13 protein-coding genes and 1 pseudogene are annotated in these 13,810 nt (G+C 60.2%); 2 read left to right on the top strand and 12 right to left on the bottom strand.

Annotated elements, in window-relative coordinates; all coding sequences use genetic code 11:
- Positions 1 to 32 precede the first annotated feature (32 nt).
- From dctM to EC915_RS00655, 8 genes are all read right to left on the bottom strand, one after another.
- Positions 33 to 1,316, bottom strand: a complete 1,284-nt coding sequence (gene dctM / locus EC915_RS00690; protein ID WP_133748607.1) for a C4-dicarboxylate TRAP transporter large permease protein DctM — start codon at positions 1,314 to 1,316, stop codon at positions 33 to 35.
- Positions 1,316 to 1,948, bottom strand: a complete 633-nt coding sequence (locus tag EC915_RS00685) for a TRAP transporter small permease (protein WP_133748606.1) — start codon at positions 1,946 to 1,948, stop codon at positions 1,316 to 1,318. The genes dctM and EC915_RS00685 overlap by 1 nt, the downstream gene beginning before the upstream one ends.
- Positions 1,949 to 2,053: 105 nt before the next feature.
- Positions 2,054 to 3,049, bottom strand: a complete 996-nt coding sequence (locus tag EC915_RS00680) for a TRAP transporter substrate-binding protein (RefSeq protein ID WP_133748605.1) — start codon at positions 3,047 to 3,049, stop codon at positions 2,054 to 2,056.
- Positions 3,050 to 3,346: 297 nt separating this feature from the next.
- Positions 3,347 to 4,171: a CoA ester lyase gene (locus EC915_RS00675; RefSeq protein ID WP_133748604.1), complete on the bottom strand. Its 825-nt coding sequence runs from the start codon at positions 4,169 to 4,171 to the stop codon at positions 3,347 to 3,349.
- Positions 4,172 to 4,327: 156 nt separating this feature from the next.
- Positions 4,328 to 5,527 carry a CaiB/BaiF CoA-transferase family protein gene (locus tag EC915_RS00670; protein WP_133748603.1) on the bottom strand — a complete coding sequence of 400 codons (1,200 nt, stop codon included), beginning with the start codon at positions 5,525 to 5,527 and terminating at the stop codon, positions 4,328 to 4,330.
- A gap of 70 nt (positions 5,528 to 5,597) precedes the next feature.
- Entirely contained in the window at positions 5,598 to 6,947 is a 1,350-nt protein-coding gene (locus EC915_RS00665) for an MmgE/PrpD family protein (RefSeq protein ID WP_133748602.1), read from the bottom strand.
- Positions 6,948 to 6,957: 10 nt separating this feature from the next.
- Positions 6,958 to 8,121, bottom strand: coding sequence for an acyl-CoA dehydrogenase family protein (locus tag EC915_RS00660; RefSeq protein ID WP_133748601.1), 1,164 nt, complete (start codon positions 8,119 to 8,121; stop codon positions 6,958 to 6,960).
- Between the two features lie 82 nt (positions 8,122 to 8,203).
- Positions 8,204 to 9,043, bottom strand: coding sequence for a MaoC family dehydratase N-terminal domain-containing protein (locus EC915_RS00655; RefSeq protein WP_133748600.1), 840 nt, complete (start codon positions 9,041 to 9,043; stop codon positions 8,204 to 8,206).
- Positions 9,044 to 9,171: 128 nt separating this feature from the next.
- Here EC915_RS00655 and EC915_RS00650 point away from each other — a divergent pair, with 128 nt between their 5' ends.
- Complete coding sequence (locus EC915_RS00650; RefSeq protein ID WP_133748599.1) at positions 9,172 to 10,077, top strand: LysR substrate-binding domain-containing protein; 906 nt, start codon at positions 9,172 to 9,174, stop codon at positions 10,075 to 10,077.
- A gap of 6 nt (positions 10,078 to 10,083) precedes the next feature.
- Here the strand turns inward: EC915_RS00650 and EC915_RS00645 are convergent, their stop codons facing one another.
- The 4 genes and pseudogenes from EC915_RS00645 to deoC all read right to left on the bottom strand — a co-directional run bounded on the left by EC915_RS00645 (position 10,084) and on the right by deoC (position 12,839).
- The gene (locus tag EC915_RS00645) at positions 10,084 to 10,464 is read right to left on the bottom strand and encodes a cupin domain-containing protein (RefSeq protein ID WP_133748598.1); all 381 of its coding nucleotides are present in this window, start codon (positions 10,462 to 10,464) and stop codon (positions 10,084 to 10,086) included.
- A 276-nt stretch (positions 10,465 to 10,740) separates the two neighbouring features.
- Positions 10,741 to 10,968, bottom strand: a pseudogene (locus tag EC915_RS00640) (AraC family ligand binding domain-containing protein); the annotation flags it as partial.
- A gap of 38 nt (positions 10,969 to 11,006) precedes the next feature.
- Positions 11,007 to 11,960, bottom strand: a complete 954-nt coding sequence (locus tag EC915_RS00635; protein ID WP_133748596.1) for an alpha/beta hydrolase — start codon at positions 11,958 to 11,960, stop codon at positions 11,007 to 11,009.
- A gap of 195 nt (positions 11,961 to 12,155) precedes the next feature.
- Positions 12,156 to 12,839, bottom strand: coding sequence for a deoxyribose-phosphate aldolase (deoC, locus tag EC915_RS00630; protein WP_133749384.1), 684 nt, complete (start codon positions 12,837 to 12,839; stop codon positions 12,156 to 12,158).
- Between the two features lie 104 nt (positions 12,840 to 12,943).
- Between deoC and deoR the strand changes: the two genes are divergently transcribed.
- Complete coding sequence (gene deoR / locus EC915_RS00625; RefSeq protein ID WP_166650892.1) at positions 12,944 to 13,750, top strand: DNA-binding transcriptional repressor DeoR; 807 nt, start codon at positions 12,944 to 12,946, stop codon at positions 13,748 to 13,750.
- Positions 13,751 to 13,810: the final 60 nt, after the last annotated feature.

Genomic DNA, 13,810 nt, shown 5'->3' with positions numbered 1-13,810 from the left:
CGCTCACAGTTAGGTTTCAGGCTTCAGCGCCCCTACGGCATGCCCAGCCAGTTGGGCAGTGCCAGCGAGATGAACGGCACGTAAGTCACCAGAATCAGGAACAACAACAGGATAGACAGCCACGGTAAGGCGGCACGGATGGTCTGCCCCAGTGTAAGGCCGGTCACTGCCGAGGTGACGAACAGGTTCAGCCCGACCGGTGGGTGTACCAGGCCGATTTCCATGTTCACCACCATCACGATGCCCAAGTGAATCGGGTCGATACCCAGCTTCATGGCGATCGGGAAAAAGATCGGCGCCAGAATCAGGGTGATTGCTGACGGCTCCATGAAGCTGCCTGCCACCAGCAAGACGATATTGACCATGATCAGGAAGCCGATCGGGGTCAGCCCTTCGGAGATCACCCAGTTGGTGATTTCCTGCGGGATCTGCTCCGTGGTCAGTACGTGGGCGAACAGGATCGCGTTGCAAATGATGAACATCAGCATGATCGCCAGACGCCCGGACTCCAGCAGGACTTTCGGGCAGTCGCGAAAGCGCATGTCCTTGTAAATGAACAGCGCCACGAACGCCGAGTACACCGCTGCCACCGCCGCCGCTTCGGTCGGGGTGAACATGCCGCTGTAGATGCCGCCGAGGATGATCACCAGCAACAGCAGGCCCCAGAAGGCGCGACGCGCAGTGTGCAACCACTGACGCAAACTGACACGAGGCTGGGCAGGCAGTTTCTTGACGCGCGCAACGATGTAGATCGCCACCATCAAGGCCACGCCCAACAGGATGCCCGGCACGATACCGGCGATGAACAGCTTGCCCACCGAGGTTTCCGTCGCCGCCGAGTAGACCACCATCACAATCGACGGCGGAATGAGAATCCCCAGGGTCCCTGCGTTACAGATGATTCCCGCGCCGAATTCCTTCGGATAACCCGAACGCACCATCCCGGCTACGGCAATCGATCCCACGGCAGCCACGGTCGCAGGTGAAGAACCCGACAGCGCGGCGAACAGCATGCAAGCCAGCACCGCCGCGATAGCAAGGCCGCCACGAATGTGCCCGACACAGGCGTTGGCGAAGTCGATCAACCGCTGCGCCACGCCACCGGTGGTCATGAACGCCCCGGACAGCAGGAAAAACGGGATCGCCAGAAAGGTGTAGCTGTCGGAGGTTTCGAACAGTTTGATCGCCAGCGAACTCAGTGAGTCCGGGCTGAACAGCAGAATCGATACCGCGCCGGACAGGCCCAGCGCGATGGAAATGGGCACCCCGAGAAACATGAACACGAACAGCAGCAGGAACAGACAGATGACCGTCATCAGCGTTGCTCCTCGTCAGGGTTGGCCAGTTTGCTCGCTTGCGCTGCTTCATCGGCCAGGCCGAGTCCGAGCTGACGGTGGGTATAAATGCGGTAGAGGATTTCCAGGTAACGCAGCAAGACCAGGGTAAAGCCGATCGGCACGATGACGGCGATGTACGCCACCTTCACGCCGTAGCGATCCAGGTCCTCGGCGCCGATACCGGCGACAAACAGGGCACTGACCCATTTGTAACTGGCCGCCAGGAACAGACCGGCGTAGGCCATGCAGCACAGGCACGCGACCATTGCTAGCAGACGCTGGACGGGTTTACTGGTCATTTTCACCAGCGCGTCGACGCCCAGATGACCGGCCGTGCGCACGCCATAGGACACGCCGAAAAAGATCAGCCAGCCGAACAGCGCTTTGGTCAGCGCCACGCTCCAGGTCATGTTCTGGGCGTACGCCATCGTGTGATCGCCCAGAAACGAGAAGAACTCGCTGCTGAACGTCCATTTATCACTCAGGGCATAAAACAGGGTGTAGATGTTGTTGAGCGCCACGTAGACAAAAGTCACCAGCGTCATGGCAGCCAGCAGGAAGGCGATCACGCCCTCCTCCAGGTGCTCCCAGAGTCGCGTCAGCGATTGCATAAGCATTCTCCGAACATAGAGAGAGCGGCCACCCCCCTCGCCAAAGAGAAGCCGGTGGCCACGCAGGTATCACTGCCTGTATTGATCGAGCCGCCTTTCGCGGAATCAGGGCGCGGTGTTGGACTCGTCCGCTGCCTTGATCAGGTCAGCACCGATTTCTTCGGAGAACTTGTCCCAGACCGGCTTCATCACCTCACGCCATTTGGCGCGCTGCTCCGGGGTCAGGGTGACGATTTCGCTGGTCTTGGAATCGATGATCTTCTGCCTGGCGGCCTGGTTCAGCGCTTCGGCCTGTTTGTTCACCTCGACCGTCACCTGATCCATGATCTTCTGTAGCTCGTCGCGCACGTCAGCGGGCAGACCGTTCCAGAATTTGGAGTTGGTGATCACCATGTAGTCGATCAGGCCGTGGTTGGACTCGGTGAAGAACGGCTGGACTTCGTTGACCTTCTGGCTTTCATAGTTCGACCAGGTGTTCTCGGTCCCGTTGACCGTGCCGGTCTGCAGGCCTTGATAGACCTCGGCGAAGCTCATCTTGCGCGGGTTGGCATGCAGCGCCACGAACTGCGCTTCCAGCACGCTGGACGCCTGCACGCGGAATTTCAGACCACGAGCGTCCTTGGGCTCGACCATCTTCTTGTTCGCCGACAGCTGTTTCAGGCCGTTATGCCAGTAGGCCAGGCCATGAATGCCCTTGTCGTCCATCGAGGTCAGCAACGCCTTGCCTTGCGGACCCTGCTGGAAGCGATCGACCGCTGCCAGGTCGTTGAACAGAAACGGCAGGTCGTAGATCTGGGTTTTCTTGGTGTACTGCTCGAACTTGGCCAGGGAGGGTGCAAGCATTTGTACGTCACCGAGCAACAGGGCTTCCATTTCCTTGCCATCGCCGAAAAGCGAAGAGTTCGGATAAACCTCGACCTTGACCTTGTCCTTGAGCGCCGGATCAGCGGCCACCCTTTTCTGGAACATCAAGGCGCCCTGGCCTTTCGGCGTGTTTTCCGCGACCACGTGGGCAAACTTGATGACGATGGGATCAGCGCAGGCCATACCGGCCATGGACACTGCAGCGGCGCAGAAAAGCGCCTTGGTCAGCTTCAACATCGATATCACCTTTTTATTGTTGTAGGAGCTTTGTTTTTATTGGAGCCGTCGGTGGATCTTGAGCGCCGTGCCTGCTAACGATGCCTAATGGGGGGTGTTTAGAGAATCTGCTTTTATGTAAGACCGCGTTCGGTAGGGCTGAACGCTGTTTTTCGTCAAAAGCCATTCACGTGGGAAGTCGGAGGTTACGACGGCAGCGAGGGCGATCAATCAGGCAACTCAAAGTCGCCTGAACCACCGCTTTCGCCATTGGCGCGCAGCTGCACAGGTTCAGCGGCATTGTCATAAGGCGCTGATTCACTTTGCGGCCAGCGCCAGTAAACGCTTGGCACGTAACAACACCGGCGCATCGACCATTTGCCCGTCGAGCTGAAACGCCCCGGCGCCATTGGCGGCGGTACTGGCGTCCACTACTCGCTTCGCCCAACTCAAGTCATCGGCACTCGGCGCCAGCGCGGCATGGATCACCGGCACTTGCCCGGGATGGATGCACAGCGCGCCACCGTAGCCCATGTCATAGGCATGCCGAATCGCGCGGTGTAGACCTTCCGGATCGCCAATGGCCGGGTGCACGCCATCCAGCGGCGGCAGCAGGTCAGCGCCTCTGGAGTGCAACTGCACCGACATGCGCGCCTGATCGAGAAACATCTGTGCAGCCTGGGTGCCGCTGTTCAGATTCAGGTCCAGCGCCAGGTCCAGCCCGCCGAACGACAGACGCTCGACCCCCGGCGCGTGTGCGATAGACGCCAGCGCCAACAGCCCCTTGGCACTCTCGATGATGGGCAGAACGGGTTTGCCGGTTTCCCAGACAGCAGCCACATGGGCAGGGGTTTCAACTTTGGGCAGCAACACACCAACAACACCTGAGTGTTGTTTGCAGAAAACCAGATCCGCGGCGTGCTCAGCGTGATCGGGAGCATTGACCCGCACCCATAGCGCAGCCGAGGGATTGTCCTGCACAAATGCAGCGAGATTGTCTCTGGCCTGACGTTTGAGCGGCTCCTCGACGGCGTCTTCGAAATCGACGATCACCGCATCGGCGCCAGCAGCCAGCGCCTTGGCGAAACGCTCGGGCCGGCTACCGGGCACGAACAATGCGGAGCGGACGATGGACGGGGGCATGGTTTATATCCTTGAGAAAAGTTTTCGGGGGAGCGAATTCATTTGCGCGTCGCAGGTGCGGCCAACTTAGATTCATCGGCTGTGAATACCCATCGCGAATCAATTCGCGCCCACAGTGCAATGGTGCTCCGCAAGGGATCGCAGCCAGGCAACGATCTAAACCACCCCCACCGCCGCCATTCGCGCCTGCTCCTGAGCTGAAATTCCCAGCTCCGCGAGAATGCTCTGCGTGTGCTGCCCCAACCCCGGGACGCCGTCCATGCGCGGGGTGAAGGCGGCATTGCGCCCAGGAGGCAATAACGATGGCAGTGGCCCGGACGGGCTGTCGACCTGACGCCAGCTGTCGCGGGCCCTGAGTTGCGGGTGCTCCCAGACGCCATGCATGTCGTTGACCCGGGCATTGGCGATCTTCGCCTCTTCAAGCCGCGCCACGACATCGTCCACGCTTAACGCCGCGAAGCCGTCGACAATGATCTGGCGCAACACCTCACGATTTTCCGAGCGTTTGAAGTTCGCCGCGAAACGCTCATCGGTGGCCAGCGCCTTGTCCAGCAGCACCTTTTCGCAAAACAGCGCCCATTCGCGCTCGTTCTGCAGACCGAGCATGACGGTGCCGCCACCGCCTGTAGGAAACGGCCCATACGGATAGATCGTCGAGTGCGAGGCTCCGGCTCGCGGCGGTTGTGGCGCACCGTTGTAGGCGTAATACATCGGATAGCCCATCCACTCCACCAGGCTTTCCAGCATGCTGACGTCGATACGACTGCCCTCCCCGGTCTTGTCCCGCAGCATCAGCGCCGAGAGGATGCCGGTGTAGGCGTACATCCCCGCAGCGATGTCGGCGATGGAACAACCGGCCTTGGCCATCTCGTTCTCACCCGGCCCGCCGGTCACCGAGAGAAAACCGCCCTCGCTCTGGATCAGCAAGTCATAGGCCTTCTTCTTTTCATACGGGCCGCCTTCGCCGTAACCGGAAATATCACAGACGATCAACCGAGGAAATCGCTCATGCAGTGCATCAAACGAAAGGCCCATGCGCGCCGCAGCACCCGGCGCCAGGTTCTGCACCAAGACATCGGCCTTGCCCAGCAGCGATTCGAGAATGTCGCCCGCCTCATCCTGCTTCAGGTCCAGGGTCAGGCTTTCCTTGGAACGGTTGGTCCAGACGAAATGCGACGCCAGACCATCGACGCGCTGATCGTAGCCGCGGGCAAAATCGCCGACGCCAGGGCGTTCGACCTTGATCACGCGGGCACCAAGGTCCGCCAACTGCCGGGTGCAGAACGGCGCCGCGATGGCGTGCTCCAGACTGACCACGGTGACGCCGTCCAGAGGACGAGGGTTTTGTTGAGTCATGTAGGTAGTCTCTCCACACTGATCGTTCCCACGCTCGGCGTGGGAAGCATCACGATGAACGTATTCGCTGTTAAACCAGGTCCGCCAGATCCCGCGTATCGCGCAATTGCCAGACCCGCTCGATCAGCGCCTTGCCCTGCTCCACCGTGCGTGCGCCGGAGAACGCCAGCAGGCGTTGAACCTTGTCTTCCAGTTCGGGCCGCGACAGCGTGTTGCCCGGATCGCCTTTGGGTTCATCGATGGCCGCATTCAAGGTGCGGCCATCGGTAGTGGTCACGATCACCCGCCCCAGCCAGCGCGCCGGATAGGCGCCGTCCACTTCGGGGTCCAGCTCCATCGTCACCTTCCCGCGAAAGGCCGCGACGTCGGCGTCGGTCAGCGCCAGGTCGCGGAACTCGATCAACTGCGCGCTGCCATGCACCGCGATCAGGCCGAGCACGGCACCCATGGAAAACTTCGCCTGATGCACGGTCTGCGGCACATCGACCCGTCCCAGCACGTCAATCGCGCCCTGGTGAACACGAGTGACGACCTTGGCGATCTGGTCATGGCGCAAGCCCTCGCGTTGCATCAGATGCAAGAGCGCATCAGCCGCCGGGTGGGTGTGACGGCATGAGGCGTGGAACTTGAACGAGGTTTCCACCAGGGCCCAGCGCGACCCAAGACGATCAGAGAGTTTGCTCGGATCACTGTCGGTGGACATGCCTGCCGCGAGCCCCTGATCGCCTTCCAGAATATTGCGGGCACCGGTCAGGCCGTCTTCGGTCAGGTAAGCCGCAAGCAGACCATCGGCAGCAGCCTTGGCGGTGTGCAGTTGTTTCGAATCGGCAGCATCACGCAAAAATTCCCACAACCCCGCGGCTTGAGTACCGGCGGTGCCCAGCAAGTTGATGAACTGCTCCTGACTGAAATTCAGCAGTTTGCCGACCGCCACTGCCGCCGCCAGCGTGCCGACCGTGGCCGTGGTGTGGAAGATGCGGTAATGCGAGCGGCCCATGAATTCGCCAATGCGAATTCCGGCCTCATACCCGGCCACCGAAGCCAGCAACAAGTCCTGGCCGGACTTACCCAGATCCTGCGCCGCCGCCAGCACCGCGGAAAACACCACCGTGGCCGGATGCAGCACTGAGCTGTTGTGCAGATCGTCCTGCTCGACCAGATGCGAAGCCGCGCCGTTGACCAGCGCGGCGAAGTACGCCGAGGTTTCTCTGCCGTTGACCAGAATCTTCGATTTGCCGCTGGCCGGGCCCATGCGCTCGGCATAACGCTCGAATATCGGGATTGGCCGCGCGCCTTTGCTCGCCAGCGCCGAGCCGATCCAGTCCAGGAACAGGTCTTCGGTGCGGTCCAGGACTGCGCTGGGTATCTGCTCGTATGTCAGCTCGGCGAGGAAGCCCGCCAGGGCCTGGGTATGACTCATGTCGGTGTCCTCAGAAGCTGCGCGGCAGTTCGAGCAGGTGCTCGGCGACGTAGGAAAGAATCAGGTTGGTGGAGATGGGCGCGACCTGATACAGACGGGTTTCGCGGAATTTGCGCTCCACGTCGTATTCATTGGCAAAGCCAAAACCGCCGTGGGTCTGCAAGCAGGCGTTAGCCGCTTCCCAGGACGCCTTGGCCGCCAGGTACTTGGCCATGTTCGCCGCAGCCCCCGCGTTCTTGCCGCTGTCGTACTCCTCGCAGGCACGCCAGCGCATCAGGTCAGCCGCTTCGATTTCGATATAGGCCTCGGCAATCGGGAATTGCACCCCCTGGTTCTGCCCGATCGGGCGCCCGAACACCACGCGATCACGGGCATAGGCAGCCGATTTTTCGGTGAACCAGCGACCATCGCCGATGCACTCGGCAGCGATCAACGTACGCTCGGCATTCAGGCCGTCGAGGATGTATTTGAAACCCTTGCCTTCTTCGCCGATCAGGCTGTCGGCAGGCAGTTCGAGGTTGTCGAAGAACAGCTCGTTGGTTTCGTGATTGACCATGTTGGCGATGGGCTGAACCGTCAGGCCCTTGCCAATGGCCGCACGCAAATCGACCAGAAAAATCGACATGCCTTCGGATTTTTTCTTCACCTCGGCCAGCGGCGTGGTGCGCGCCAGCAGGATCATCAGGTCCGAATGCTGAACCCGCGAGATCCACACCTTCTGCCCGTTGATTACATACTTGTCGCCCTGCTTGACGGCAGTGGTCTTGATCTTGGTCGTGTCGGTGCCCGTAGTCGGCTCGGTGACACCCATCGATTGCAGGCGCAATTCGCCGCTGGCGAGCTTGGGCAGGTAGTAGCTTTTCTGCGCATCGCTGCCGTGACGCAGCAAGGTGAACATGTTGTACATCTGGCCGTGCACGGTGCCGGAGTTGCCGCCGCAAGCGTTGACCTCTTCGAGAATCACCGAAGCTTCGGCCAGTCCCAGACCTGAACCGCCGTATTCGGTGGGGATCATCGCCGACAGCCAGCCAGCGTCGGTCAGCGCCTTGACAAAGGCTTCCGGGAAGCCCTTCTGTTCATCGATCTTGCGCCAGTATTCAGCCGGGAACTCGGCGCACAGGGCGCGCACGCCTTTACGAATGGCATTGAGGTCTTCGTTGTCGTATGGGCTCATGGTCGTTGCTCACCTCTGGCAAAGGCCCGGCGCAATGGCCGGGCTCGCTCTATAAAGGAATGGGAGTTCAGTCGAAGCGGGCTCATTCGAAAGTGATTTCGGCGCTCTGCGCGATGCCCGCTTCGTTGCCTGCCCACAACTGCGCTTTGCCCGCTCCGAGGATGCGACCGCCGACCCGAAAGGGCGTCGGCACGTTCAGCGGACGCACGCCGCGATAGGCGAAGTGGCGCACGCGCTTCTCGGGGTTGGCGTGGATGAACGCGTGCAGGTTGAAGGTGGCGATCATCGGGCCGTGGACGACCAATCCCGGATAGCCTTCGACTTCGGTGACATACGGATAGTCGTAGTGGATGCGGTGGCCGTTGAAGGTCACGGCCGAGTAGCGAAACAGCAGCGTCGGGGTCGGCTCGATGGTTTCGCTCCAGTCGCCCTGCTCAGGCGCATCGCCACTGGTGAGCTTCGGCGGATTGGGCTCGCGGTAGACGATGTCCTGCTCTTCACGCACGCACAGTTCACCGTTTTGCGAATAGTCATGGCGCAGCGTGACGAACAGCAGCGAACCGGTGCGGCCATACTTTTCTTCGATGTTGACGATGGTCGACAAGCGGTGGGCGTCGGCCCCGACTTTCAGCGGCTGGATGAACTCAACGCGTCCCCCGGCCCACATGCGATTGCGATTGTCGGCAGGCGGCAAAAAGCCCCCGCGGGCTGGATGACCGTCGGTGCCCAATTGGGCTTGGAACACCGGGTCCTGGAAAAAACACCACTGCCAGAGCGGGGGCAGTGCGTCGCCCGCCGCCGGCACGGGCTGGCCAAAGGTGGCGGCAATACGCTTGATCAGGTTGTGGCTCAAGTGGTCCTGAGCCTCTTCGGTCCGTCCGACCCAGGCACTGAAATCCACAGGCGAATCTGAAGCACTCATAAACGCGAACCCTCTGCATTTGTTGTTATGAGCAGATCATGGGAGCACGCGGGCATTCTGTGAATTTGCAATTGCATATACCGGCGTTCATGTATGCTGAACGCTCTTTGCAATGTCCGGACACAACCATGCACTTCGACCTGGCTGACTTGCGCCTCTTCATTCATATCGGGGAATCCCCAAGCCTGACTCAGGGTGCCCGCCGCGCCTTCCTTTCCCCTGCCGCCGCCAGCGCTCGCATCAAGGCCCTGGAGAGCCAGTTCGACACGCGCCTGCTGTACCGCGACAGCCGAGGGGTTGAACTGACCCCCGCCGGACAGCGCCTCCTCAAACATGCGCGGCTGATCATGCGCCAGGTCGATTATCTGAAAAGTGAGTTCACCCGTTACGGGGCGGACTCAGCCGGACACATCCGCATTTTCGCCAACACCACGGCGGTGACCGAGTTTCTGCCCGAAGTGCTGGCAGGTTTTCTGGCCCAACGCCCCGGCGTGACGGTGGACTTGCAGGAGCGGTTATCGCGAGACATCGTGCGCGGCGTGCTCGACGGCAGTTCCGACATGGGTATCATTGCCGGCCCCGTGGAAGCAGCGGGTTTGCAGGCCATTCATTTCAGCACCGACCGCCTGGTGCTCACCGTGCCTGAAGGCCACGAGCTGGCCACACAAACGAAAGTCACGCTAAAGCAGACACTCGCTTACCAGCACATCGGTTTGCACGAAGGCAGCACATTGCTGAGTTTCCTCAGGGATCACGTGGAAAAACTCGGCAAAAACCTGTCACTGCGTATTCAAGTGTCGAGCTTCGAGGCGATCTGCCGAATGGTTGAAGCAGGTGTTGGCATCGGTATCATTCCCGAGTCCGCCGCACTGCGGCACAGTCGCACCATGAAGTTGATGACCATCGAACTGGACGAGCCGTGGGCGGTGCGCGAGCGCAGCATTCTGGTAAGGGAGCTGGACGCCCTGCCGGGGGTGGTCAGGGCGTTGATTGCGGTGTTGATGCCCGGTTCAGGGGGCATAGCTCAAGCCTGAGTCGGCTCAGATCCACACATCATTCTGCGCAGTCCGCTCGTTGGTATCGTCGCCGGTATTGATCACCCCGATTGGCTCAATCAGCATCACCTTCACCTCCTTCTCGGCGTAGGGCTTGTGCTCGACGCCCTTGGGCACGACGTACAATTCTCCGGCGTTGAGTTTGACGAAACCGTCCCGGAAATCGATGCGCAGGCAGCCTTCGATGACGATGAAGGTCTCGTCGGTATCAGCATGGGTGTGCCAGACAAAATCCCCCTCCAGCCGCGCGAGCTTGAACTGGTAATCGTTCATCTGAGCGACGACCTTGGGTTGCCATTGTTCGGTGAACAGGCTGTATTTCTGGGCAAAGTTGATAGGGGTGCGAGTTGCTTGTGAGGTTGACATTCGATGGGCTCCAACGGGGTCGATGAAGCGTGCAATTTAGCGCGTGTCAGGAGGGTAGGTCTCATCGCATAGTTTCCAGGCCGAAGACACTGGAAGCGCGCAGGGTCGTGCCGCCGAGAACGGCGTCAATACGGAGGTTTTGGTGGGGTCGATGTCGAGTGATTCATTACGAGTTGCACGAATTATCTGGATGACTCAACAGTGTGAGCCGTTCAGATGAGAAGGAAGGCCTAACCGAGCAAGTCGCCCGTTTTTCGGCACGGCCCAACATTCTCAACCACCGTCCCGCAAGGGCAGTGATTTGCCGCCAGGCACCTGCTGGATCAACGCGGGCTTGAGATAGAACATCCGGTAGCGAAAGCCGTCTTCGGTGCCTGCATGACCGCCGTGGGGTTCGTCGGGGTGAAGAACCATGGTCTGGCCCGGCAGGTTGTTGACCACTTGCCTGTCGTACTGAAAGCTCTGCACGCCCGAGAGGGTATGGCCGATGGCGTAAGTGTCGTTAGTCCCGCGGGCAAGCCGGGCTGCTACAGGGATTGCTCCTAACCGGATTGCCGGGTGCCCATCGGCGCGTCGTTGGCCGCGTGTACCGAGGGTGCCTTTTCGTTGAGCAGGGTCTCAATTGCACGGCTGTATGCCTCTCGCCCCAGGCTCATGCTGTTGTTGTGATTACCGCCCGGCACCATCAGAAGGTTCTTGGGCTGTTGCGCAGCCTGAAACAGCGCTTCACTGAAACGCGGGGAGATGTACTGATCAGCGGTGCCGTGCACGATCAGCAGCGGCATGTGAATGTCGGCGATCTTGTCGATGGAATCGAATTTCTGCGAGACCAGCCAACGCACCGGCAGTGAAGTGCGAGTGCGGGCAACCGACGACGCAGCGTCAGCGAGATTGGTGAAGGTCGACTCGATGATCAGCCCCCGCGCCTGGATGGGCTCATTGCCCTTCTGTGCGTTCTGCCCCAGCTCTGCCGCCAGGTCCACTGCCACCGCGCCACCGAGCGAGTGGCCGTAGATCAAGCGCTTGTGCGGATCAGGCTGGAGCTGTTTCAGTCTGGCCCAGGCAACCCGGGCATCTTCGTAAACCGAAGCTTCGGACGGCAGTTGCCCTTTGCTCTCACCGAAACCACGGTAGTCGATGGCCAGTATGGAAAAGCCCAGCCCGTGCAGCTGTTCTATGCGGAAAAACTGCCCTGTGAGGTTCCAGCGCGCACCGTGCAGATACAGGATAGCGGGCGCGTCCTTGTTTTGCGCCTGCCACCACCAGGCGTGGATGTTCTGTGCAACGCCGAACGATGGCGCCTTCAGTTCCAGCTCCTGCACATCCGCGGGAATCCCGTGATACCAGCTCGCAGTGCCTGGCTCGATCATGAACACCAGCTCGCGCTCCTTGTGCTGCAACGCCGCGCAGCCGACTGGCAGGCCAACGATGATCAACAACAGGCACAGCCAGAAAAACCAGCGGGCCTTGAAGTGGGTAAGGAAGCGTTGTGGCATGAGGGGCAATCCGGTGTGGAGGGAATACACCGTGAGTTTGCCATTCATTGCGCAGAGAGGTCAGTGCTGTCTGCCGGAAGGATTGCGCAGTGCGCCGGTGCTTCGGCCGACACAGCCCGACGGTGGGAGCGGATTCATTCGCGATGGGCCAGTACAGGCGATGCATCTTGCCTGTACTGGCCCATCGCGGGCGACTCAGTACCCCGAACCCGACGCCGCTGCGCCGCTGACGATGGCGATACCGGAACTGGTTCCCAGACGCGTGGCGCCTGCTTCGATCATCGCCACGGCGGTGGCATAGTCGCGCACGCCGCCAGAGGCTTTGACACCCACACCTGCGCCGACCACTTTGCGCATCAGCGCAACATCGTCGAGGGTTGCACCGCTGCGACTGAAACCGGTTGAGGTCTTGACGAAGGCAACGTTCAGCTCACGGCAGATCTCGCAGGCAGCGGTTTTCTGCGCATCGTCCAGCAAGCAGGTTTCCAGGATCACTTTCAGCGGCACCTCGCCACACGCCTGTTTGACCGCCGCGATGTCGTCACGCACCCCTTCCAGCAGCCCGTCTTTCAGCGCGCCGATGTTGAGCACCATGTCAATCTCACCCGCACCGGCAGCAATCGCCTGCTTTGCTTCGAACGCTTTGGTATCGCTCAGACCGGCGCCCAGGGGAAAACCGACCACGGCACAGACTTTTACCGCGTGACCTGCGAGCAGCGAGGCTGCATAAGGCACTTGACCGGAGTTCACGCACACCGAATAGAACCCATGAGCCTGAGCTTCGCGGCACAAGGTCGCGATCTGCTCGCGGGAGGCATCCGCTGCGAGCAAGGTATGGTCGATATACTGCGCGAGTGCTGCGGGTTCGATTTTCATCAGGGGCCTTCTTTTCAGTAGGTAGCGGGTAAGGGAGCAGTGGCAGGCCACAAGCTTTATGCTGCGATCCTGTGCAACGTATTTTTGTGTTGTTTATATAACACTAAATGTTATTTTTTTACCATATTCAATCGATAGCCGGAACGCCTGTGGACAATAAAAAATCCGATCGCATCAAAATGATTCAGCAAGCCCTTCAGGACCAGAAAGCCATCCACCTGCGTGAAATGGCGGCGCTGCTGGAGGTCTCGGAGATGACCCTGCGTCGTGATCTGGGTCGGCATCCGGAAAAATTTCACCTGCTGGGCGGGCATATCACCCTGGCGTTCGATCCCTCCGAGGCCAGCGATTACAAAGTGACCGAGCAAGGCGCTCGCCACGTCGAAGAGAAGCGTCGCATCGGCAAACTGGCCGCTGCGTTCATCAAGCCCGGTGATACGGTGTTTTTCGATTGCGGCACGACCATCCCTTTCGTCATCGATTTCATTCCCGAGGAGCTGGAGTTCACCGCCGTGTGCAACTCGCTCAACGTCTTGCTCAAGTTGCAGCAGAAACCCAACTGCCAGATCGTGCTGTGCGGCGGCACTTTCCATCGCAAGAATCAAGTGTTCGAACATCACAGCGAAGCCAGCATTCTGGATGGCATTCGCCTGAGTTGGGCGTTCGTATCGGCGGCCGGTGTCAGCGACGAGTTGGGCGTGACCTGCTTCAACTTCAATGAGATCGAGGTCAAGCAGAAGGTCCTGCGCCAGGCGCGCCACTGCATGCTGCTGGCTGATCACTCCAAATTCGACTCGGTGCGTACTGCGCACTTCGCAACCCTTGAGCAATTCCACGTGGTGGTAACCGACAAGAAACTGCCCAAGCCGTATCGCGATGTGATTCAGGGGTATGGGGCGCAGTTGGTAATGTGATCCGTAGGGGCCCACAATGCCTGACAGCTCGCAATCGCGAATGAAGTGCTCCCCCAGGAA

Source organism: Pseudomonas sp. LP_7_YM, from assembly GCF_004364435.1.
Classification (GTDB): domain Bacteria; phylum Pseudomonadota; class Gammaproteobacteria; order Pseudomonadales; family Pseudomonadaceae; genus Aquipseudomonas.
Note: the sequence above shows the minus strand (reverse complement) of the source record. Positions and strands in the feature narration are given on the sequence as shown.

Coding starts and splice junctions, on each gene's coding strand:
- dctM (WP_133748607.1), bottom strand. CDS start 1,316: ATGACGGTCATCTGTCTGTTCCTGCTGCTGTTCGTGTTCATGTTTCTC.
- EC915_RS00685 (WP_133748606.1), bottom strand. CDS start 1,948: ATGCAATCGCTGACGCGACTCTGGGAGCACCTGGAGGAGGGCGTGATC.
- EC915_RS00680 (WP_133748605.1), bottom strand. CDS start 3,049: ATGTTGAAGCTGACCAAGGCGCTTTTCTGCGCCGCTGCAGTGTCCATG.
- EC915_RS00675 (WP_133748604.1), bottom strand. CDS start 4,171: ATGCCCCCGTCCATCGTCCGCTCCGCATTGTTCGTGCCCGGTAGCCGG.
- EC915_RS00670 (WP_133748603.1), bottom strand. CDS start 5,527: ATGACTCAACAAAACCCTCGTCCTCTGGACGGCGTCACCGTGGTCAGT.
- EC915_RS00665 (WP_133748602.1), bottom strand. CDS start 6,947: ATGAGTCATACCCAGGCCCTGGCGGGCTTCCTCGCCGAGCTGACATAC.
- EC915_RS00660 (WP_133748601.1), bottom strand. CDS start 8,121: ATGAGCCCATACGACAACGAAGACCTCAATGCCATTCGTAAAGGCGTG.
- EC915_RS00655 (WP_133748600.1), bottom strand. CDS start 9,043: ATGAGTGCTTCAGATTCGCCTGTGGATTTCAGTGCCTGGGTCGGACGG.
- EC915_RS00650 (WP_133748599.1), top strand. CDS start 9,172: ATGCACTTCGACCTGGCTGACTTGCGCCTCTTCATTCATATCGGGGAA.
- EC915_RS00645 (WP_133748598.1), bottom strand. CDS start 10,464: ATGTCAACCTCACAAGCAACTCGCACCCCTATCAACTTTGCCCAGAAA.
- EC915_RS00635 (WP_133748596.1), bottom strand. CDS start 11,960: ATGCCACAACGCTTCCTTACCCACTTCAAGGCCCGCTGGTTTTTCTGG.
- deoR (WP_166650892.1), top strand. CDS start 12,944: ATGTTATTTTTTTACCATATTCAATCGATAGCCGGAACGCCTGTGGAC.